The sequence below is a fragment of the Francisella sp. 19X1-34 genome, assembly GCF_041102755.1.
Lineage (GTDB): Bacteria > Pseudomonadota > Gammaproteobacteria > Francisellales > Francisellaceae > Francisella.
In genome coordinates this window covers 1-22,338 of the sequence record NZ_JBGCTX010000030.1, presented here as the reverse complement: position 1 = coordinate 22,338, position 22,338 = coordinate 1, and the positions used below count along the sequence as shown (strand labels likewise).

Below are 22,338 nucleotides of genomic sequence, written 5' to 3'. Positions count from 1 at the left end.
TTTATTTGTAACTGTTAAAACACAAAAACTTTAATTATTACGATAATACAGTAGAGACTTCCATAAAACAAGAAATCACGCTAGAATGTTACAACTAAAGATTACTATTTACTAAAATGAAAGATAGTTATTATCAAATAAACTATGCTGTGTATGCTAAGCAAAAAAGGGAGTTAGAAAACTTTAAAATAATATTAGAACATCCCGAAGAAATTACTACCTTAATTCAAAACACACCTCAGGATTTTAAATGCAATTTCTCATTTTTTGAGGAAAAAAACCACGCATGTATAAAGTATGATATTTGTGCAACTATTAAACTAATTTGTCAAAACACTTTAGAACCTTTTGATTATGAGTTTAAAGTGTCAAATAGTATAATAATCGTAGAGGATGATAGATCAGCTACTGATAGTTTGAATGAACCTTTCATATGCGATAAATCAGTAATAGATCTACGTGATATACTAAAAGAAGAAATACTTCTAGACTTACCATTGGTGCCAAAAAAAGATTCTAGCACTTGTAAAAAAGTAAAAAAACATTCATACTATAGCGAACAAGAAAATGTTACAAAAGAAAAAAAGAATCCTTTCGAGGTTCTCAAAAGTCTTAAAACAACATAATTTCAGTAATAAATAAAAAATAAGAGGTTAACTAAAATGGCTGTACAACAGGTTAAAAAAAGCAGATCAAGAAGAGATATGAGAAGATCTCACGACGCTTTAACATCTCCAACTTTGTCTACTGACAAATCAACAGGTGAATTACACTTAAGACATCACGTGTCACCTAATGGTTTTTACAAAGGAAAAAAAGTTGTAAACACAAAATCTGAAGACTAATAATTTCGTAAAACTACTTTAGTAACCCGTTTATTAGAGAGTATTTTTTTAATAAGCACGACTAACTATCTATATAGGAAATTTTATTTATCATGAGTTATAAGATATCTATAGATGCTATGGGTGGTGATAATGGTTTAAATACCACAATCCCCGCAGCTCTTGAAGCAGTAAAGAAAGACTCTAATCTACAGGTTGTACTTGTTGGTGATCACCACAAAGTCAAAAGAGCTTTAGACAGATACTCAAAGGTAAAGAAAATAAAACTGCCTGTATTACAAAGAGTAGCTATCCATCATGCTAGTGAAACTGTTGCTATGGATGAATCTCCTTCAATTGCTGTGAGAAAAAAGAAAGACTCCTCTATGAGAGTAGCTATCAACCTTGTTAAAGACGGTACTGTTGATGCTTGCGTTAGTGCCGGAAATACTGGTGCTTTGATGGCAACATCAAAATTTGTACTAAAAACTGTTAATGGTGTTGATCGCCCTGCTATTGTGTATGCACTTCCTGCATACAATAGAGAAACTAAACAGTTAAGCAAAACTTATATGCTTGATCTTGGAGCTAACGTTGTTTGCTCTTCTGAGCAACTTTTCCAATTTGCAATAATGGGATCAATACTGGCTGCTAGTTCAAAAGGAGTTACTGAGCCTAGAGTTTCACTACTTAATATTGGTGAGGAAGAAATGAAAGGTTTAGACAACATTAAAAATGCTGCTAAACTACTACAAGGATGTGACTTTATTAACTATCAAGGTTATATTGAAGGTAAGTACATTTTTGATGATTCTACTGATGTTATTGTTTGTGATGGCTTTGTAGGAAACGTCTCATTAAAAACTATGGAAGGTAGTTTAAGACTTATTGAATCACTAATCAAAAAATCAATGAGAGAGACTTCTTGGTTAATGAAAATTCCTCTAATAATGGCTCTACCATTTTTCAAAAAAATGAAAACAGGTATGAACCTTGATAGTTTTAATGGTGCCTCTCTATTAGGCTTAACTGGAATTGTTGTGAAAAGCCATGGTAGCGCTAGTGCTAATGCTTTTGAAACAGCAATTTATGAAGCAATCAAAGAAATTAAATATAATATTCCTAAAACAATTCAAGAATCTCTAGAAAAAGTTCTTTAATCTTTTTATTCATGATACAATAATTTTTGAGTCCTAAGCTATTTAATGCTAATTAGCTTCAGGCATTTTTTGTTATTAATCTAACTAAAATAGGTATAACTATACAATGTTTTCACAAATACTAGGTACAGGAAGCTATTTACCTGAAAAGATCTTAACTAATGAAGATATAAGTAAGTTTGTAGATACTTCAGATGAATGGATAAAGCAAAGAGTCGGAATAGAAAGACGTCATTGTGCAAATGAAAAAGAGACAACTAGCTACATGGCGACACAAGCAGCAAAGAGAGCTCTTGAAGCAGCCAATTTAGATGCTAATGATATTGATACTATTATAGTTGCCACAAGCACTGGTGATTTTATCATGCCTTCAACAGCATCTATGGTTCAACAAAATCTAGAAATAACAAACTTCAAAGTTCGCTGTTTTGATGTTTCTGCTGCATGTAGTGGTTTTGTCTATGCTCTTGATATTGCAAAACAATATGTGGAAAGTTCTAGTGCAAAAAACATCTTAGTGATTGGTGCAGAAAAAATGACTCGTGTCCTTGATTGGAATGACCGCTCTACATGTGTTCTTTTCGGTGATGGTGCAGGAGCTGTTGTCGTTTCAGCTAGTCAAGAGAAAAAAATATTATCATCACTACTGTTTACTGATGGTTCTTGCCTTGAAATGCTAAACGTCCCAAATAACCTTCCAACTACTAGAGGCCAACAAATTGATATAGATCCTTATTTAATTATGGAAGGAAACAAAGTTTTTAAATTTGCTGTTTCAAGATTATCATCTCTGGCTGATGAATTAATAACAGAGGCTGGTATAAAACCTGATGATATTGACTGGCTAGTTCCTCACCAAGCAAATTATAGAATATTAAATTCAACAGCAAAAAAAATAAATATGCCGATGTCAAAAGTTGTTACAACATTACAAGATCATGGCAATACTTCTGCAGCATCTATACCTTTAGCTTTAGATTATGCTGTAAGGAACAATCAAATTAAACCCGGAGATACAATAATTTCTGAAGCATTCGGCGCAGGATTTGTCTGGGGTGGATTTATCGCAAAAATATAATCTAGCATATAATAACTTTTGTTCAATAAGGAGATTTTAATATGTCAAAAGTAGCTATAGTTTTTCCAGGTCAAGGTTCACAGAAGTTAGGTATGCTTCAGGACTATTATGAAAAGTTTGAAACTTTTAGAAACATTATTGATGAGGCAAAACAACATCTTGGCTATGATCTATGGGATATCATCCAAAATGATCAAGATACTTTAAATAAGACTGAATTTACTCAACCTGCTCTTCTAGCTACAAGCTACGCTATTTTAATGGTTTTAAAAGAACAGAAACCTGACCTTAATATAGAGTACTTTGCTGGTCATAGTTTAGGTGAATATACGGCACTTTTAGCTGCTGGATGCATTTCATATAAAGATGCCTTACAACTTGTATCTATAAGAGGTAAGCTAATGCAAAATGCAGTTACTGATAAAGACTGTGCTATGAGCGCAATCCTAGGATTATCAAATGAAGATGTAATCCAAGCATGCCAAGAAGCGTCTGATGCTGGAATAGTTGAAGCAGCTAACTTTAACTCAACAGGTCAAGTAGTTATCTCTGGTGAAAAAGTAGCTATAGAAAAAGCTAATGTTATCGCTAAAGAAAAAGGTGCTAAACGTGCTCAAATTTTAGCTGTTAGTGTACCTTCTCATTGCTCACTAATGAAAAATGCTGCTGATAAGTTTGAAGCAGAGTTAAACAAAGTAGAGTTTAAAGAGCCATCAACAGCAGTTGTTCAAAACTTTGATGCAAAATCACATAGCAACCCTTCTGAAATAAAATCTGCTGTAATTAAGCAGTTATATAAGCCAGTGTTATGGACTCAATCAGTAGAAGAGCTTGTTGGCCTTGGTGTTTCTGAGGTTATCGAATGTGGCCCTAATAAAGTACTATGCGGACTTATAAAGAGAATAGATAAGTCATTAACTATCAAAGATACAAACACAGTAGACAGTTTAGAAAACATTTAAACAGGAGATATAAATGTCTTTAAATGAAAAAGTTGTATTAGTAACAGGTGCAAGTCGCGGAATTGGTTTTGAAGTTGCAAATACATTAGCAAGCAAAGGTGCTACAGTTATAGGAACAGCTACAACTCAAGCATCCGCAGAAAAGTTTGAAAAATCAATGTCTGATAAAGGCTATAATGCTAAAGGTATGGTTTTAAATATTTCTAATGTAGATAGCATCAAAGATTTTTTTGCTCAAGTTAAAGCAGAGAAGCTAGCTATTGATGTATTAGTAAATAATGCAGGTATTACTCGTGATAACCTAATGATGAGAATGTCTGAAGAAGAATGGAATGCTGTTATAAATACTAACCTTAGCTCCATCTTCCGTATGACAAAAGAGTGTATCCGTGGAATGATGAAAAAAAGATGGGGAAGAATTATCTCTATTGGTTCTGTAGTTGCTTCAGCTGGTAACCCTGGACAATCTAACTACTGTGCTGCCAAAGCTGGTGTAATTGGTTTTTCAAAATCATTAGCGTATGAAGTTGCTACTAGAAACATAACTGTGAACGTTGTAGCCCCAGGTTTTATCGCAACAGATATGACTGATAAGCTTACAGATGAACAAAAATCATTTATTGCGACTAAAATACCATCAGGCCAAATGGGTGAGCCAAAAGATATAGCTGCTACTGTTGCATTTCTAGCTTCAGAAGACGCAAGATATATCACTGGCCAAACACTTCATGTCAATGGTGGCATGTATATGGCTTAATTTTTGGAAAATTATTGCAAAAATGAATAAAAAATAATATTATTACAAATGAATACAAATTTTCGATTTTAAAACAAAAATAAGAAGGAAAAAATAACATGAGCGCAAACGAAGTATATGCTAAAGTAAACTCTATCATTGTTGAGCAACTAGGTGTTAAAGAAGAAGATCTTAAACCAGAAGCTTCTTTTATCGATGACTTAGGTGCAGACTCTCTAGATACTGTTGAATTAGTTATGGCTCTAGAAGAAGAATTTGATACTGAAATTCCAGATGAAGATGCTGAGAAAATCAGAACAGTTAAAGATGTTTACGACTATATTGATTCTAAAGTAAACTAATCTAAAATTATCCCAAAGTCTGTACGGGTTTTAAGTAGTCCGTGCTTTTTTCTAAAAGTATATAAACAGGTTAATTTAAATTATGAAATCTAATCGTAGAGTAGTTGTTACTGGCCTTGGTATGGTAACACCTTTAGGAAATGATGTCCCTACGACTTGGGCTAATATTTTAGCTGGAAAAAGTGGCGTAGAAACTATCACTAGTTTTGAAACTTCAGCTCCAGATATTAGCGAGTTTAAAGTTAGGTTTGCAGCAAGAATTAAAGATTTTGATGTAAATACTCTTGTAGGGAAGAAAGATGCTAAAAGAGTAGATCCATTCTGCTATTATGGTATTGCAGCAGCTAATGAAGCCTTAAAAGATGCTGGTATAGACAAAGTATCTGAAGAAGACTCTTATAGATTTGGAGTTTGCGTTAGTTCTGGAATCGGTGGTATAGAAACTTTAGAAGCTACCAAAGCAACTATTGATAAAAGAGGTCCATCAAAGATTTCTCCTTTTTGTATACCTTCATCCATTATAAATATGCTTTCAGGGATCATATCTATAAATCATGGTTTAAGAGGTCCTAATGTACCAATTGTTACAGCATGTACTACTGGTACGCATAACATTGGTATGGCAGCTAGACTAATTGCTAGTGGCGATGCAGATGCTATGCTTGCAGGAGGCTCTGAAAAAGCTAGTAATGCTATCGGTATGGGTGGTTTTGCTGCTGCTAGAGCGTTATCTACTCGAAATGATGATCCTCAAGGAGCTTCTCGCCCATGGGACAGAGATAGAGATGGATTTGTCTTAGGTGATGGTTCTGGTGTGGTTGTACTAGAAGAATATGAAAGAGCTAAGGCTCGTGGTGCTAAAATCTACGCAGAAGTTGTTGGTTTTGGTATGTCTGCTGATGGCTATCATATGACTATGCCATATGCAGCTGGTCAAGAAAGATGTGTACAAAATGCTTTAGCAGATGCTGATCTTGATAAAAACCCAGATGCTATTGACTATGTTAACGCTCATGGTACGTCAACTCCTCTAGGAGATGTTCAAGAAAGCCAAGTTGTTGAAAAAATGATTGGTCAATATAGAAAAGATCTTGTAATGAGCTCTACTAAGTCTATGACTGGACATTTACTAGGTGCAGCTGGTGCGATAGAATCTATATTTAGTATTCTTGCAATAAGAGACCAAGTAGCTCCACCAACAATCAATTTAGAAAATCTAGATGATGGTTGTAATTTAGATTATGCTGCTAACGCAGCTAAGAAAATGAAAATCGATTATGTACTTAACAATTCTTTTGGCTTTGGTGGTACAAATGGTTCTGTGATTTTCAAAAAAATCTAATATCTAGTAATTTTATAATAATCTAAGGAAAGCCACTTAAGTGGCTTTTTTCATATCTAGGAGAAAAAAATGCATATCCATATAATTAACTTAGACTACCTTGTAGAAGAAAAAGAAGTAGCAAAGATTAGACCTGCTCATAGAGATTTTTTAGATACAGGATATAAGTAAGGAATCCTTCTAGCATCAGGCCCGAAGATCCCTAAAACTGGTGAAGTAATTTTAGCAATTGGAGATATTAATGAAATCAAAGATTTTATTAAAAATGATCCTTTTTATGTAAACAATATTGCCAAATATAGTTTTAGTAGTTTTGATGCTGTTAAACACGCAATCAAGGATTAAAAAATCCATACATCATTTCTCTTTTTTTACCAAACCCTTTATCCTTTTTAACTTCAAAACCATGCTTTTGCAATTTTTTCCTTATTAAAGAACTAGATGTAAAAGTTGCAAATGAAGAACCTAATTTGGAACGCAAGGCCATATTTTGAAATAAAATATCATTCCACATTGAAATATTCCTAGCAGGTGTAAACCCATCAAGAAACCATGTATCTACTTTAGAAAACTTATATTGCTCAATATTATTAACATCATCTATAATTAACTTTAATGTTACATTCTCAAAACTAATTATATTTAGACCTTTTTGAGGTTTATATAACTCTAAAAATCTTTCATAGTTATTTAATTGTTTAAAGCCATTTAATACTTTTGATATATCCTCTAAACTCATAGGGTATTTTTCAAATGAAATAAATTCTAGTTCGGCACATTTAAGAGCTAACTTTTGCCATAGATTAAGTGTCAAAATAAAGTTAAGCCCTGCACCAAATCCAGACTCACAAATACAGAATTTTTGCTTAGAATTTAGAGATTTAAATTTATGCTCCAAAAAATTATGTTTTAAGAAGTTATAAGTACTCTCTTGTACCCCACAATCACTAGAAAAATAAAAATCATCAAAAATATCTGACTTAGGAGTATTTTGCTCCCAAATTATTTTTGCAAAATCCATAAAATATGCCCTTATATAAAATGTAAAGAAATTTCTATTAGAGAATACTAACAAGCCTATTGCTAAAAACAACTGCATGTGCAAAAATAATGTTTTGATATCACATGTGCTAAAACTGCAATGGAAAATACAGTAGAAAATACAACATCTTTTAAAAATAAGCTATTAATAACGCTAATTTGCTATCTTTGTTACTTTTATACAGCAAATATTGTGCTAGTAACTGGGTCTGTAATGCAACCCTTATCAAAGTACTTCCATGATAGTAATATAGGCTTTGCATTTACTTTTATTAATGTCGCAATGTGGTTTGCTATATTAGTGATCGGCTTTTTAATGACTAAATTTTCGATAAAACTATTGCTTATGGCAGCAGTTGCAATTGGTTTTATATCATCACTGATCACAAACATACTACCCTCAATGTTTACCTTAAAAATACTTTTAACTAGTGTAGGTATAACTGGAGGCTTGTTTATGGCTATTGGAAGTTATATGATCGTTCGTATATACAATGACCATAAAGTAAGAGCTATGAATGTAATCTTTACTGATTTCTTTTTTAGCTTTGGCGGCGCTTTAACGCCAATTTTTGCCGCATATCTAATAACACAAAGCTTCCAGTGGTATACGATATATCTAATCTTACAAGTTACTGCGATTATTATATTAATACTTTCTGCTTTTGCTGACTTTACAATATTAAACAGACATAAAGTAGCTCAAACTGCTAAATCAAACTTAAGCTTTTCAACATGGAATTTTAGTTTATATTGTATAGCCTTTGCAGCATTTTTATTTCTACTAGCACAGTTAACTATGACTAGCTACGCACAAACCTATTTCCAAGAAATATTAGGCTGGGGAACTATTGATGCAAACAAACCACTATCATATTTCTGGATGGCACAGTGTATAGGACTATTTATAAGTCCTTTAATAACAAGAGTTGTACCTTTAAAATATATTTTACCAACATTCATGCTAGTTGGCTTAGTTGCTTTGTCATGTATTCTTTATATACCGAATATGGATATTGTGTTGAAATCTGCAATAGTCTTTGGACTATTTAACTGTTATATTTATGCTGGATTATTAGCTTATGGAACTTTCCAAATAGAAAATGCTCCACCAACACTAATAACTACTATCTTACTTTTTGGTACAACGGGTACTGCCCTTTCAACAACTACTGGCGCATTTATTAATAAATACTTTGGTCTAACAAGTGTAATGCATGCTGTTGTGGCTTTCTATGTACTATCATTTATACTTGTTATATTAGCTGTTATTTTTTCTAAAGAACAAAAAAAAGCTATCTAAAAAATATCAATTATTAATTTTTCTAATAATATATATCAATTGTTTTAGTTACTAACCTTTATAAAAAAAACTGTATAGTTATACAAAATTCTCAATAACTATAGAGTAATGATTATGAAAAACTATTTTACAACAAATATGGTTCTAGGCGTGCTTTTAGTAGCCGTACTTGCTAGTATTGCATATTTTATTGCTAAATTTCCGGCAATAGAAAACCTTGGAATTAGTCCTTTAATTATAGGTATAGTTTTAGGTATGGCTCTAACACATACTCCAGCAGCTAAAATAATCCATAAATGGAAAGAAGGTATTGTTTTTAGTGCTAAGAAGATATTAAGGTTCGCAATTATCTTTTATGGGTTTAATTTAACTTTTCAACTTATTGCATCAGTAGGTTTAGCTGGCTTATCTGTTTCTGTAATTATGCTAGTTTCGACATTGATAATAGGTATTGTTCTAGGTACAAGAGTCTTTGGATTAGATAGAGATAGTTCTATTCTAGTCGCTGCTGGAAGTGCTATCTGTGGTGCTGCTGCTGTATTAGCAACTGAAGGCACATTAAAATCAGAGCCCTATAAAGCGGCTATGGCTGTTGGTACAGTTGTACTATTTGGTACAACTGCAATGTTTATATACCCTATCTTGATGAAAGCCGGGCTTTTAGGACATATGAGTGATACTCAATATGGCATATTTGCAGGTAGCTCGATACATGAAGTTGCCCAAGTTGTTGCTGCTGGTAGTGGTGCTAGTGCACATGCTGAAGAAGTTGCAGTAACTGTTAAAATGATACGCGTAATGATGCTAGCTCCAATGTTAATTATCATTGGAATATGGTTAGCAAAATCTGTAGCTAAAGCAACCGGAAAAATTGGTACTAAACCAGAAAAAGGATCTATCAAAAAAATAATTCCCTGGTTTGCCATAGGTTTTATTATTGTTGCTGGATTTAACTCTTTAGATCTATTACCTGTAACTGCTGTAAGCAATATTAGATTAGCTGATCAATTCTTATTAGCTATGGCAATGACAGCTCTAGGATTAGAGACACATGTATCTAAATTTATCCAAGCAGGCATCAAACCTTTAGTATTAGCTTTAATATTATTTGCATGGTTATTCTTTGGTGGTATAGCTATCACATATGGTATAACTAGCATAATATAACATCTTATTTACCTAAAGCTATCCTATTTTGTTATTAAATAATGTATCATATAAAAAAATAATTATTATTGCAAAATCTCTACTATGAAGCCCATTCTTAATGCTGTAACCACAATTGCTAGAAAAGCTGGAAAAATTATTCTTCAAGCTCAAAATGATCCTAGTACTATAAAAATTTCAAAAAAACCTGATAACTCTGTTGTATCAAATGTCGATGTTGCGGTTGAAAACTTTATCATTGATAATATTAAAAAATCTGGTTTTAATGATTATTTTATAACTGAAGAAAATGGTGAGTTTGGTAATAAAGATAGTCGTTTTACTTGGATTATAGATCCAATTGATGGTACGAACAATTTTGTACATGGATTACCACATTGCTGTATTTCTATAGGCTTAAAAAAGGATGATAATATTGTCCTTGGTGTTATCTATAACCCTTTCTTAGATCTTATGTTCTGTGCTTATAAAGGTGAAGGTGCCCTTCTAAATGGTAAAAAAATTCGTGTAGCACAAAGCCAAGACTTAACTGATACTCTTATCTCAGCATCTCTTAAATATTCACGTAGAATATTTAATGATAGCTACGTAGCTGAAATCATAAAACTACAACAAGTAATATCTGGATACAGGTACTCAGGTAGTATTGCTATGGATATGGCATATTTAGCTGCTGGCTATATTGATGGTTTATGGGCTTGTGGTAGTGTGAAAGTCTGGGATTTAGCTGCTGGTTATATTATTATGAAAGAGGCTGGTGCTATTGTTACAGATATCCATGGTACAAATAACCTAGACTCTGGACTAATTGTTGCTGGTAATAAGAAAGTTCAACCTAAACTTATCAAGCTCTTAGCAAAACACATTAAATAATAATGAATACCAGAGCTATAGCAGCTAAAGTTATTTTAGATATTCTAGATAAGCGATACTCTCTTTTAACTATCGAACATAAGCTTTCAAACTTAGATATATCTGATAAAGATAAATCTTTTGTTAAACTCCTATGCTATGAATTTTTTAGGAACTATTTTTCCTTAGAAAAAATACTAAAACCATATATTTCAGAAAAAACTAAGCAAAAGGCTAAGGTTTTGATAATGCTTGGAGTTCTGCAGATTTTTGAGATTAATCAGCCACACTATGCAAGCATTAATGAAACTGTTACAGCATGTCAAAAACTAAAGATAGTTTGGGCAAAAAAACTAGTTAATGGTGTTCTTAGGAAAATCCTAAGGGACATAGAGAATTTAACTATAGAATATAATAACTATAAAAAATATGATTTTCCTGAGTGGCTTATTAAAACACTAAAACAACAGTACCCTAATAACTATCTAAATATTATACAAGCAAGCAACTCAAAAGCAGATATGTTTGTGCGTTTAAATAGCTCAAAAAATCCTACTAAAGTTATAGAATATTTTAATGAGAATGATATTTCGTATGAGTTACAAGACGAGCTTAAAAACTCTATAAAGCTTAAAAAAGCAATTACTGTAGAAAATAACACCCTTTTTCAAAAAGGTTATTTTACGGTACAAGATTTATCTGCTCAATATGCCGGCTGGATAATTAATCCTCAAAATGAGGATACAATTCTAGATGCGTGTGCTGCCCCTGGAGGCAAAACTTCACATGTTTTAGAGCTAGCCCCTAAAGCAGATATTACAGCTATAGATATATTAGATAGACGCTTAGAACTTCTTAAAAAGAATCTAAATAGAATATCTCCAGAGAATAATGTGAAGGTTATTAAACACGATCTTACAAAAACATTTGACGGTAAATTTAATAAAATAATCCTTGATGCTCCTTGTACAGCTTTAGGAACTATAAAACGAAATCCTGATATCAAATTACTACGTGGCAAAAATGATGTAAATCATATTATAAAGTTACAAGCTGATATTTTACAAAACTTATGGGATAATAATTTAGAAGACAATGGTCTACTTTTATATATAACTTGCTCAGTTTTAAAACAAGAAAATCAAGGTCAAATAAAGCAGTTTTTAGCCAAAAATAACAATGCGAGTACAGTTAAGATTGATGTTTTAAAAAAATATGAAACTGAATACGGCTATCAAATATTGCCTGATACTCAAAAAGGTGATGGCTTTTTCTACTGTTTAATTATAAAGACTTCTTCTTTTTAGCTGCTATCTTAGCTGCTGCTTCCTTAGGAGACACAGTTAGTTTTAATCTATTTAGTTGATAGCCATTATCGAAGAATATATCTTCTATCTTATCATCAATGATAAAACCTAATGCTGTATAAAATGCTAAAGAATGTATATCATTTGAATAGACATACGCAGTATCTATTTCATACTTTTCAAATAAGTGCTTAACTACATTTTCACCAATTCCTTTACCAAAGTATCTAGGATCTATCGGAGTAAAAAGAAGTTCAGTATTACGAATACATGTAAATCCAACTATCTCACCATCTATGACTTGCACAAAGGATTTAACATCTGGATCTTTAAAGTATTTTGCTTCTAAAGCTTCCATCTCTTTATTGATTTCACTTGTTGTAAGAAATTGACAAGTTTTAGATATGCACTCCTCCCAGATAATTAACATATCTTTAAAGTCTTTTGGAGTTGCCTTTCTTATTTGCATTTTAATCCTTTAAATTAAGTGGTTTGTTATTATGTAACTTCTCGTAATTCTACGATAAAGAATTAGGCTTGTAAACTATTATTGTATATATAAATTAACTAACTACAATTAAATATTTATATTGTATAACTATAAGTTACTAATACATAAATTCCATTTTCTAACCTGCCTGTGGATTTCATATCACATATAGCTATAGCCTTAGCAAAATATTGTAATACAGCAAGCTTTATGTTAATTCTAAATTAAGCCAACTTTTAGGATATTAATCTATGATCAATTGGAAACCTCACCAAAAACATACTGTAACGGGCTGCTTTATTAGCTGGACTTTAGATGCTTTTGACTTTTTTATCTTAGTTTTTCTATTTCATCGTATTTCAGCTTATTTTAATACTAGCATTACTGTAATATCCTTCACAGTAATGTTAACTCTAATATGCAGACCTATAGGAGCTTTTATATTTGGCATACTTGCCGAAAAATATGGTCGAAAAAGGACGTTATTAATCAACGTTGCTAGTTACTCGGTAATTCAGATTATCTCAGCATTTTCACCTACTGTTTCATTCTTTATGATTACTAGACTTATATATGGTATTGCTATGGGTGGAGTATGGGGTGTCGCATCAACACTAGCATTCGAGCAATCTCCTGTGAATGCTAGAGGTGCTATATCTGGTTTATTCCAAGCAGGATACCCTTTTGGTTATTTATTAGCCTCTGTAGTATATGGTATCTTTATCAACTTTTTTGGTTGGCGAGGAATGTTTATTCTAGCAGGCCTTATTCCTCTTATATTTCTATTACCATATTTATATTTTAAAGTACCAGTATCAGATGTTTGGCTGAAACAAAAACAACAAAGACAAAATAAAAGTGTTGCTATTGATATTATATATTCAATTAAAAATAATTGGAAAGTTTGCATCTTTATAGTAGTAATGATGGCTGCATTTAACTTCTTCTCACATGGAACACAAGACTTATACCCTACATTTCTAACAATCCAGCACCATCTAGATAGCACAACAGTTAGTATAATTGCTGTTTGCTATAATATTTCATCAATTATTGGTGGTATATTTTTTGGAGTATTTTCTCAAAAAATAGGTAGAAGGAACGCTATTTTAATAGCTGCTTTATTAGCTTTACCAGTGATACCTCTTTGGGCATTTGCTGGTGCTCCTATCTGGTTTGGAGTAGGAGCTGTTTTAATGCAATTCTTTGTTCAGGGAGCATGGGGGATCGTTCCTACATACTTAAATGAGCTAACTCCTAAGCAAGCTCAAACGACTCTACCAGGTTTTGCTTATCAGCTAGGAAATGTAATTGCCTCTATTAATGCTCCATTACAAGCAATTATAGCAGCACACCATGGTGGAAATTATGCTATCGGACTAGCTTGGGTCGCAGGAACTGTAAGTATTATTCTAGTAGTATTAATGCTAGTAGCTAGGTTAATGCCTAATATTACTAATCCTAAAAATCTATCTACTATTTAGCTATAAGTTTCATCCATCATATAACATAATAAATGATATAATTAATAGTAACAAAACTAGTCTCGAAATGTTCACAAAATTTAGGTAACTTAGATATGAAAAACAACTATGATGTAGTTATTATTGGAGCAGGTATTATTGGACTATCTACAGCTTGGCAACTTTTAAAAAAGCATCCTTCATTAAAAGTTTGTATCTTAGAAAAAGAAAATACTCTTGCAAAACATCAAAGTGGTCATAATAGTGGAGTAATTCATGCAGGTGTGTACTATACTCCAGGTAGTTTAAAAGCCAAACTTTGCCTAGAAGGTTGTAGAGAAGCTAAAAAATTTTGTGAAGACCATAATGTAGATTATAAAGAAACAGGAAAGCTAATAGTTGCATTAAATGACCAAGAGTTAAAATGGATGGAAAACTTAATTAGCCGCTGTCAAAGAAATGGACTATCTATACAACGATTAAATAAAAATGAGGTTAGTAAAATACAACCTGGATTAAGATCTGAAGGAGGCTTTCTTGTCAAAGAAACGGGTATTGTTAACTGGAAGGATGTTTGTGTAAAATATGCTGAGCTATTTCAAGATCTTGGTGGGGAAGTATTTTATAGTCAGGTTGTTGAAAATATTAATGAAACTTCAGAAGGTGTAGATATCTTCACTAAAAACAAAACTACAGTTTCTGCAAAACATCTAATTTCATGTGCTGGACTATATTCTGATAGAATCCTAAAGATGTCTGGAATTATCCCTGATTATAAAATCGTTCCTTTTAGAGGAGAGTATTATAGTTTAGATTCAGAACTCAAAGATACTATTAAATATTGTATATATCCTGTCCCTAACCCAAATTTACCATTTCTAGGTGTGCATTTTACTCCTCAAGTTAATCACGATGTAACTATCGGACCTAGTGCTGTTTTAGCACTAGCAAGAGAAGGATATAAGTGGAGAAACATAAGTCTAAAAGACTGCACAGAAACTATATTCTATAAAGCTTTTTGGAAACTAGTATCAGCTAATTTAAAAGCGACCTATGATGAGCTTAAAGATTCTATATTTAAAAAATCCTATTTAAAAAAAGTACAACAATATTTCCCAGATGTTCAAGCTAGAGACTTAAAATCATATCCTGCTGGCGTTAGAGCTCAAGCATTAGGTAAAGATGGTAAACTTGTTGATGATTTTCTTTTCAAAACAACAACTCGGGCTTTACATGTCTGTAATGCCCCTTCTCCTGCAGCAACATCTAGCTTACCTATTGGCAAATATATCATTGATAAATTTGAGAAAGAGATTTTACAATCTTAATAATATTTAAATCCCTAGAAAGAATCGCTCGGAGAACTTTTCATCTAAAGATAAATTATTTGGATGTGAACCTGATAATCCTTGAGGAACTTTAAGGCCATGTTGCGCATAAAACTCTATCCAATATTGTGAAACTTTAGAATCAGTTTCAGAAATATAGTTAAGCTCATGCTGCATAAAGTACTTTTGTTTGTTTGCTAAGTTAAAAGCTTCATGAATTAGTTCAGAGCAATAAAGCTTTTCTTTCATATTAGGTAAAAATAAATCATTATAGCTAAAACCTATAAAGTCTCTTGCTTGTAAAATAACCTTATCTAAAAAATTATTACTTTCATTTACTCGCGCAACAAGAATTTTTTTATTTAAATATTTAGATATATTAGCTTGGATCACACCACTAATCTTTACAGCTTCAATAATTTTTCCAGACCCTATATACAAAGCACAATGATAGTAGCTATCTTGATCATACCCTCTTGATAATTCAGATATATTTTTCTCGGAACTATCAGAAATAAAAAGCACATCACCTTTCTTTAGGTTTTGAATATTCATAATAGATCTTTTAATTGTTCTTCACTTATAACATCAACTCCTAGATCTTGTGCTTTTGTAAGCTTACTACCGGCATTATCCCCATAGATAACCATATCAGTCTTTTTAGAAACACTTGACGTAACCTTAGCGCCAATTGATTTTAAAAGTTGAGTAAGTTCAGTACGATTATAATTCTCAAAAGTACCTGTAATAACTACAGTTTTACCTACAAAATTATCATTAGTTTCTAACTCAACTTTCTCAGGGTTTTGTATATTAATCCCAGCATTTAGTAGATCATCAACTATATTTATATTTAGTGAATCTTCCCAGAAATAAACGATATTGTTAGCCATAATCTCACCGATATCATTAATTTCTACAAGCTCTTCAATAGTAGAGTTTTTAAAGCTTTCTAAATTACCAAAATGATTTGCTAATGCTTCTGATGAAACTTCACCAATATCTTTAATTCCTATAGAGAAAATAAATCTTGCTAAGCTTGGAGCCTTACTTTTAGTAATAGAATCTAAAACATTTTGTGATGATTTAGCTCCCATTCTTTCTAAATTAATTAATTGCTCGAAGTTAAGCTTATATATATCAGCAGGATATTTAATCAAATCTGCAGCAACCAGCTGCTCTATCAGTTTTGCACCTAGCTTATCAATATCCATAGCTTTACGTGATACAAAGTGTTTTAATCGTTCTGTAGTTTGTGCTTGGCAATGCCAGCCACCTGTACAACGATATATCGCTTGATCATTGATATTCTCTATAGATGAGTCACATACTGGGCAACATAATGGCATCTCAACCATTTGAGCATCTGGCTTGCGATATTGTGCTAGTGATTTAACGACTTCAGGAATAACATCGCCTGCTCTACGTACGATTACCCGATCACCTATACGAATATCTTTACGTCTAATCTCATTGATATTGTGCAAGGTTGCATTTGAGACTATCACACCACCTACAGCAACTGGCTTAAGTCTAGCTACAGGAGTAATAGCCCCTGTTCTACCAACTTGAAACTCTACATTTAAAATCTCTGACTCAACCTCTTCTGCTGGAAATTTGTAAGCAATAGCCCACTTAGGACCTCTTGCGGTATAACCAATAGCATCTTGCAGCTTAATGTTATTTACTTTAAAGACCAAACCATCAATATCATAAGCTAAATCCGCACGTTCATGACTCATTTTGCGATGATACTCTTCAAGCTCTGCAAAATCTTTTGCTAAAAACATATTATCACTAATAGTAAAGCCAAAATCCTTCAATTGATTCATCAAATCAAATTGTGTTTCTGGATGGGTAAAATCATTTGAAAAATAACCTATGCCATAGCTATATAATTTTAAAGGTCGCTTTGCTACAACTCTAGAATCTAACATACGAATACTCCCAGCTGCTGCATTACGCGGATTTGCAAAAGTTTTATTTTCATTAACTTGCATATATTCATTAAGAGCTAAAAAACTTTGCTTATCTAAAATAATCTCTCCTCGAACCTCTAATTCTTCAGGTGGATTTGCTGTATTTAATTTAAGTGGGATATTTCTAATAGTCTTAACATTTTCAGAGACCTTCTCACCCTGAACCCCATCACCACGAGTTACAGCATAGTCAAACTGACCATTCTTATAGAAAATACTAATTGCTAAACCATCCATTTTGGGTTCACATTCAAGCTCAATATCATACTCAATTTTCTCATAAAAATCTCTAAGTTCCTCAAGACTAAAAACATTAGCTAAAGAAGTCATTTTCTTTTTATGTTTAATAGTTTCAAAGCCTGCTAACACTTCCCCACCAACTCTATCAAGTACTGAATTTACTGGCTTTAAACTAGGAGTCTCATCAACTAAATCTTGAAGTAATTTAAAAAGCTTATCATAGTCAGAATCAGAAATTATCGGCTTATCTAAAGTATGGTATAAATAGCTCTGCTGATTAAGAAAATCAGCTAGCTTATCAATATTTACTTTTAGTTCTGCCTGACTAAGATCGTTATATTTTAGAGAGAGAAAATCATTAACATTCATACAAATAAGAATGGTCTATAAGTTATTTTATAAGGGATATTTTATACTATTTAATCACTTTGCATAAGCCAAAATCAATCAAATATCGCTGAGATAAAAATTAAACAATAATCACTTATCACTGGTATTAAAAATATTGTCATTAAACCAAACATATGATATAAATTCACGTTGTGAAAATAAGACTGTATACATTTATAAGTAACAGTACTTGTGATTAGCATCGAAATTGACCTAATTACTAGGCAATAATAGTTTAAAAATTAATTTAAAAAAAATGGACTTGATTATGCAACAGGTACCTAAGTATGTAATTGTCGGCGACGGCAATGTAGCATCTCATATGTGCTACTATTTTGAATGTTTAAAATTAGATTTTAAGCAATGGTCTCGTAAAGAAGCTATATCTAGATTAAATGATTTGCTAGATAACGCTACCCATGTTTTGGTTTCAATTAAAGATGATCAAATAGAGAAATTCATAGAAGAAAACCTTTCTAATATGTTAGGCTCTTTAGTTATCGTTCATTTCTCTGGTGCACTAAGCATTAATAATGCAATTGGCGCCCATCCACTACAGAGCTTCCCAGATAAATCCTTATACTCCTTTGAAGAATATAAACTTATTCCATTTGTTATCGATAATAAGAGTATAGCTTTTAACAAGGTTTTAACGGGATTACCTAACCCTAATTTTTCTATAGATAAACAAGAAAAGCCTTACTATCATGCCATGTGTGTTCTAGCAAATAATGTAACAACTCTAATATGGAAAAAATTCTGCTCTGAAATGGAATCTCGCTTTAATATTGATAAAGTTCATCTAGAGCCCTACCTAGATAAAACCTTTAAAAATATCAAGCAAAATCATAATGCACTATCAGGACCAATCGCAAGAAGAGATAACTTAACTTTACAAAAAGATCTTGAAGCACTATCTGGAGATGATTTTTATAATTTCTTCGAGGCCATTGTTAAGCAACTTACAACTAAGGATAAAATATGAAATCAATTCTAGACTTCAAAAAAGCCAAAGCTAATCAGCAAAAAATATCTATGCTTACATGCTATGATTATACTTTTGCAAAAATCATAAATGATACTAATATTGACTGCGTGCTTGTTGGTGATAGTGGCAGTATGGTCTTACTTGGTAAAGAAAATACAACTCATGCTACTTTAGCTGACATGCAGTTTATGACAAGCTCAGTAGCTCGAGGAGCAAAAGATAAATTAATAATTGCAGATTTACCTTTCTTAAGCTATCGCCAATCTCTTGAAACAACAATGCAATCCGTAGTAACAATTATACAAGCTGGTGCTCAAGCTGTTAAATTAGAAGGAGCTTGTGGTAATCTTGATACTATCAAACATATTGTAGCTTCAGGTATTCCTGTAATGGGACATATCGGCCTAACTCCACAATTTATAAATGGACTGGGTGGATTTAAGGTTCAAGGAAAAACAGAAGACTCTGCTAAGGTCATAATTGATGAAGCAAAGCAGCTGCAAGAAGCCGGATGCTTTGCAATAGTTTTAGAATGTATCCCTAATAAAGTTGCTAAGCAAATCACAGAATCTTTATATATACCTGTGATTGGTATAGGAGCAGGCCCAAATACTGATGGACAAGTTCTTGTTCTACAAGATATGTTGGGAATGAATAATGATTTTCAACCTAAATTTGTAAAAAAATTCATAGACGCTTCACAATCTTTTTCTAAAGCTATAAATAGCTATGTTGAAGAAACAAAAATAGGCATTTTCCCAAGTAAGGAACACACTTATGATTATAACTAATAGCATTAAAAACTTTCAACTAGTAAGGTCTAGCTTTAGTAGCAAGAAAAAGATCGGTTTTGTCCCTACTATGGGAACTTTACATAGCGGTCATATTAGCTTAATAAAAAAAGCTCAAGTAGAAAATGATTTAGTTATAGTTAGTATATTTGTAAATCCTACACAATTTAACAATCAGTATGATTTTCAAACTTATCCTAACAATTTAGATCAAGACATAAAAATATTAGAGTCTCTAGAAGTAGATATACTATTTAACCATAATCAAAAAGATATTTACCCAGATGGATATACTCTTAAAATTGAACCAAATCTTGATATAGCAAATATTTTAGAAGGTGAATCGCGACCAGGACATTTTAGTGGTGTATTAACTATTATCTTGAAACATTTGCAAATAACCAAACCAGATAAAATATATTTCGGTGAAAAAGATTATCAGCAACTTGCTTTAATTAAGCAACTTGTAAAAGATTTTTTCATTGATACTAAAGTAATAGGTTGCTCAACAGTTAGAGAAGGTTTTGGATTACCTCTTAGTTCAAGAAACAAGAATCTATCAACTTCTGATATCAAGATTACTAAAGAAATCTACAATATCCTAAAGCAAGATAACTTTTCTAACTTAGAAAATCTTAGTAACAAGATTGAAGCTACCGGAGCAAAACTGGAATATATAAAAGAAATAGATAATAGAATATTTTTGGCATTTTATGTCAGTAAAGTACGATTAATTGATAACTTTTTAAAGGAGACAGGCCCATCATGTTAATTTCAATGTTAAAATCAAAAATCTCATATGCTACAGTTACAGGTAAAGATCTATTTTATGTTGGAAGCATAACTATCGATAGTGAAATAATGAAGCAAGCTAATATTGTAGAAAATGAGAAAGTTCAGGTAGTAAACCTAAATAATGGCGAACGCCTAGAAACATATGTAATAAAAGGACAAGCTAATAGTAAAACTATTGCTCTAAATGGTCCTGCTGCTAGAAAATGTGAGAAAGGAGATCAACTTTTTATAATCTCATATGCTCAGATTGATCCTAGTAAAGAAATACTTGAGCCTAAACTAGTTGATTTAAAACACGGAGAATAAAAATGTTAGTATGCATAGATATTGGAAATACTCATATATTTGGTGGTGTATTTATAGGAGATGAGATCAAGTACAACTTTAGATATCCCTCGACCACACCATGTACTTCTGATACTTTAGGCTTATTTTTACTTTCATTTTTTGATAGAAAAAAACTAGATATCGAAGATATTGAAGCCGTTGTGCTATCCTCGGTAGTTCCTCATCTAGAGTATTCTGTTAACTCTGCATGCAAAAAATATTTAGGCATAACTCCTCTTGAGCTAAAGCCTGGAATAAAAACAGGTCTCAAACTTAGTATTAAAAACCCTCTAGATTTAGGTGCAGACCGTGTTGCTAATTCAGTTGCAGCAATGTCTCATTTCTCTAAAAAGAATATTATTATAGTTGATTTTGGTACTGCAACCACTATCTGTGCTATCTCAGATAACAAAGCTTATATTGGTGGCGCAATTCTACCTGGAATTAGCCTATCAATGGATAGTTTATCTAGAAAAACAGCAAAACTATCTAATGTTACAATATCAAAACCTGACTCAGCTCTAGGTAAAACAACTATCTCACAGATTCAATCTGGTTTAGTGTATGGACAATTAGGAGCAATTAAAGAGATAAATAATAGAATATCAGAAGAAAGCTTTTCAAATGTACCACCAGTATTGATAGCTACGGGTGGTTACGCCCACTTATTTGAAAGTGAAAAGTACTTTGATGTTATTATTCCAGATTTATTGTTCCATGGTTTGAAAATAATTCACAAAATGAATAAATAAACTTACAATCTAGAGAAAATTCTAAAAGATTCTTATCTACTTAAAGATGATAATAAAACTAAAAAGAATATACCTAGAACCTATACAAGAGAAACATGCCATTAAAATGAATGGCGCAATAAATAAATCATATTTTGAATTAAAAGAATGGTTATACTGGTTAGATAAAAGGCCAACCAAAACTGATTCTTTGGAATTCTGTAAAAAAACATACCAAGATTTTTTAGATAAAAGCTCAATGCAGTTCGCTATTATAAACAATGAAAATAATGATTTTATTGGCTGTATAGGTGTAAATACTTTTAATTATCAAAATAACTCTGAACATCTAGAAATTGGTTATTGGATTAATACTCAATATACTAAAAAAGGCTATATGTTAGAAGCTCTTTTGGGCCTTATAGAATATATAAAAAGAAATATACAGTATACAAATATAGTTATAACTACCGATACTGCTAATATCTCAAGTAATAAATTAGCCATAAATGCTGGATTTAGTTTATTTGAGACTAAGTTCAATGACATCAAGAAACCTAATCAAGAGTATAGAGATACTAATGTTTATATTTATAAAAATAAGTTAGGGTCTTTACAGATAATTGTGTAAATTTTAATTAGGTTATATATTTTAAATATAACAATAAGGGATTTACAGAAT

At 32.0% G+C, this 22,338-nt stretch carries 24 protein-coding genes and 1 pseudogene; 21 read left to right on the top strand and 4 right to left on the bottom strand.

The annotated features are described in order from the left end of the window. The first annotated feature begins 116 nt into the window (after positions 1–116). The 9 genes and pseudogenes from AB8E56_RS06300 (at position 117) to AB8E56_RS06260 (ending at position 6,809) form a co-directional block, all read left to right on the top strand. Entirely contained in the window at positions 117–626 is a 510-nt protein-coding gene (locus AB8E56_RS06300; protein WP_329479213.1) for a YceD family protein, read from the top strand. Between the two features lie 36 nt (positions 627–662). Then, on the top strand, positions 663–845 hold the full coding sequence (rpmF, locus tag AB8E56_RS06295; protein ID WP_329479211.1) for a 50S ribosomal protein L32: 183 nt from the start codon (positions 663–665) through the stop codon (positions 843–845). Positions 846–937: 92 nt separating this feature from the next. Continuing rightward, positions 938–1,984 (top strand): phosphate acyltransferase PlsX, encoded by a 1,047-nt coding sequence (gene plsX / locus AB8E56_RS06290; protein WP_329479209.1) that lies wholly within the window; start codon positions 938–940, stop codon positions 1,982–1,984. 106 nt (positions 1,985–2,090) lie between these two features. Next, positions 2,091–3,062 (top strand): beta-ketoacyl-ACP synthase III, encoded by a 972-nt coding sequence (locus AB8E56_RS06285; protein ID WP_329479207.1) that lies wholly within the window; start codon positions 2,091–2,093, stop codon positions 3,060–3,062. A gap of 41 nt (positions 3,063–3,103) precedes the next feature. Continuing rightward, entirely contained in the window at positions 3,104–4,024 is a 921-nt protein-coding gene (fabD, locus tag AB8E56_RS06280; protein ID WP_329479205.1) for an ACP S-malonyltransferase, read from the top strand. A gap of 13 nt (positions 4,025–4,037) precedes the next feature. Continuing rightward, positions 4,038–4,781: a 3-oxoacyl-ACP reductase FabG gene (gene fabG, locus AB8E56_RS06275; RefSeq protein WP_329479203.1), complete on the top strand. Its 744-nt coding sequence runs from the start codon at positions 4,038–4,040 to the stop codon at positions 4,779–4,781. A 98-nt stretch (positions 4,782–4,879) separates the two neighbouring features. Then, a complete protein-coding gene (acpP, locus tag AB8E56_RS06270) occupies positions 4,880–5,122 on the top strand; it encodes an acyl carrier protein (protein ID WP_004287370.1) in 243 nt (80 codons plus the stop codon). An 82-nt stretch (positions 5,123–5,204) separates the two neighbouring features. Beyond that, the gene (gene fabF / locus AB8E56_RS06265; protein ID WP_329479176.1) at positions 5,205–6,464 is read left to right on the top strand and encodes a beta-ketoacyl-ACP synthase II; all 1,260 of its coding nucleotides are present in this window, start codon (positions 5,205–5,207) and stop codon (positions 6,462–6,464) included. Between the two features lie 69 nt (positions 6,465–6,533). After that, positions 6,534–6,809, top strand: a pseudogene (locus tag AB8E56_RS06260) (YciI family protein). On the opposite strand, the gene mnmD reads toward AB8E56_RS06260, so the two are convergent. Then, positions 6,799–7,485 carry a tRNA (5-methylaminomethyl-2-thiouridine)(34)-methyltransferase MnmD gene (gene mnmD / locus AB8E56_RS06255; protein WP_329479174.1) on the bottom strand — a complete coding sequence of 229 codons (687 nt, stop codon included), beginning with the start codon at positions 7,483–7,485 and terminating at the stop codon, positions 6,799–6,801. The pseudogene AB8E56_RS06260 and the gene mnmD overlap by 11 nt on opposite strands. Positions 7,486–7,605: 120 nt before the next feature. Here mnmD and tsgA point away from each other — a divergent pair, with 120 nt between their 5' ends. The 4 genes from tsgA to rsmB all read left to right on the top strand — a co-directional run bounded on the left by tsgA (position 7,606) and on the right by rsmB (position 12,134). Next, the gene (gene tsgA, locus AB8E56_RS06250) at positions 7,606–8,808 is read left to right on the top strand and encodes an MFS transporter TsgA (protein ID WP_329479172.1); all 1,203 of its coding nucleotides are present in this window, start codon (positions 7,606–7,608) and stop codon (positions 8,806–8,808) included. Between the two features lie 114 nt (positions 8,809–8,922). Next, positions 8,923–9,975, top strand: coding sequence for a YeiH family protein (locus tag AB8E56_RS06245; protein WP_329479170.1), 1,053 nt, complete (start codon positions 8,923–8,925; stop codon positions 9,973–9,975). 84 nt (positions 9,976–10,059) lie between these two features. Beyond that, entirely contained in the window at positions 10,060–10,848 is a 789-nt protein-coding gene (locus AB8E56_RS06240; RefSeq protein ID WP_329479168.1) for an inositol monophosphatase family protein, read from the top strand. Between the two features lie 2 nt (positions 10,849–10,850). Then, entirely contained in the window at positions 10,851–12,134 is a 1,284-nt protein-coding gene (rsmB, locus tag AB8E56_RS06235) for a 16S rRNA (cytosine(967)-C(5))-methyltransferase RsmB (protein WP_329479166.1), read from the top strand. Here rsmB and AB8E56_RS06230 read toward each other — a convergent pair. Further along, entirely contained in the window at positions 12,112–12,603 is a 492-nt protein-coding gene (locus tag AB8E56_RS06230; protein WP_329479164.1) for a GNAT family N-acetyltransferase, read from the bottom strand. The two genes, rsmB and AB8E56_RS06230, sit on opposite strands and share 23 nt — an antisense overlap. Positions 12,604–12,875: 272 nt before the next feature. Here AB8E56_RS06230 and AB8E56_RS06225 point away from each other — a divergent pair, with 272 nt between their 5' ends. Next, on the top strand, positions 12,876–14,108 hold the full coding sequence (locus tag AB8E56_RS06225; RefSeq protein WP_329479162.1) for an MFS transporter: 1,233 nt from the start codon (positions 12,876–12,878) through the stop codon (positions 14,106–14,108). Between the two features lie 95 nt (positions 14,109–14,203). Beyond that, complete coding sequence (gene lhgO, locus AB8E56_RS06220) at positions 14,204–15,415, top strand: L-2-hydroxyglutarate oxidase (RefSeq protein ID WP_329479160.1); 1,212 nt, start codon at positions 14,204–14,206, stop codon at positions 15,413–15,415. A gap of 6 nt (positions 15,416–15,421) precedes the next feature. On the opposite strand, the gene AB8E56_RS06215 is transcribed toward lhgO, so the two are convergent. Both AB8E56_RS06215 and ligA read right to left on the bottom strand, forming a co-directional pair. Continuing rightward, positions 15,422–15,970 carry a YiiX/YebB-like N1pC/P60 family cysteine hydrolase gene (locus AB8E56_RS06215; protein ID WP_329479158.1) on the bottom strand — a complete coding sequence of 183 codons (549 nt, stop codon included), beginning with the start codon at positions 15,968–15,970 and terminating at the stop codon, positions 15,422–15,424. After that, positions 15,967–18,003 carry an NAD-dependent DNA ligase LigA gene (ligA, locus tag AB8E56_RS06210; RefSeq protein WP_329479157.1) on the bottom strand — a complete coding sequence of 679 codons (2,037 nt, stop codon included), beginning with the start codon at positions 18,001–18,003 and terminating at the stop codon, positions 15,967–15,969. The genes AB8E56_RS06215 and ligA overlap by 4 nt, the downstream gene beginning before the upstream one ends. A gap of 289 nt (positions 18,004–18,292) precedes the next feature. On the opposite strand from ligA, the gene AB8E56_RS06205 reads away from it, so the two are divergent. The 6 genes from AB8E56_RS06205 to AB8E56_RS06180 are packed head-to-tail and all read left to right on the top strand — an operon-like array spanning position 18,293 to position 22,287. Further along, positions 18,293–19,009 (top strand): DUF2520 domain-containing protein, encoded by a 717-nt coding sequence (locus tag AB8E56_RS06205; protein ID WP_329479154.1) that lies wholly within the window; start codon positions 18,293–18,295, stop codon positions 19,007–19,009. Next, positions 19,006–19,803: a 3-methyl-2-oxobutanoate hydroxymethyltransferase gene (gene panB, locus AB8E56_RS06200; protein WP_329479152.1), complete on the top strand. Its 798-nt coding sequence runs from the start codon at positions 19,006–19,008 to the stop codon at positions 19,801–19,803. The genes AB8E56_RS06205 and panB overlap by 4 nt, the downstream gene beginning before the upstream one ends. Further along, positions 19,790–20,575: a pantoate--beta-alanine ligase gene (gene panC / locus AB8E56_RS06195; protein WP_329479150.1), complete on the top strand. Its 786-nt coding sequence runs from the start codon at positions 19,790–19,792 to the stop codon at positions 20,573–20,575. The genes panB and panC overlap by 14 nt, the downstream gene beginning before the upstream one ends. Continuing rightward, positions 20,569–20,904: an aspartate 1-decarboxylase gene (gene panD / locus AB8E56_RS06190; RefSeq protein ID WP_329479148.1), complete on the top strand. Its 336-nt coding sequence runs from the start codon at positions 20,569–20,571 to the stop codon at positions 20,902–20,904. Before panC ends, panD begins: the two co-directional genes overlap by 7 nt. Before the next feature lie 2 nt (positions 20,905–20,906). Continuing rightward, positions 20,907–21,677, top strand: coding sequence for a type III pantothenate kinase (locus tag AB8E56_RS06185; protein ID WP_329479146.1), 771 nt, complete (start codon positions 20,907–20,909; stop codon positions 21,675–21,677). Positions 21,678–21,723: 46 nt separating this feature from the next. Then, positions 21,724–22,287 (top strand): GNAT family N-acetyltransferase, encoded by a 564-nt coding sequence (locus AB8E56_RS06180; RefSeq protein ID WP_329479143.1) that lies wholly within the window; start codon positions 21,724–21,726, stop codon positions 22,285–22,287. The last annotated feature ends 51 nt before the right edge of the window (positions 22,288–22,338 follow it).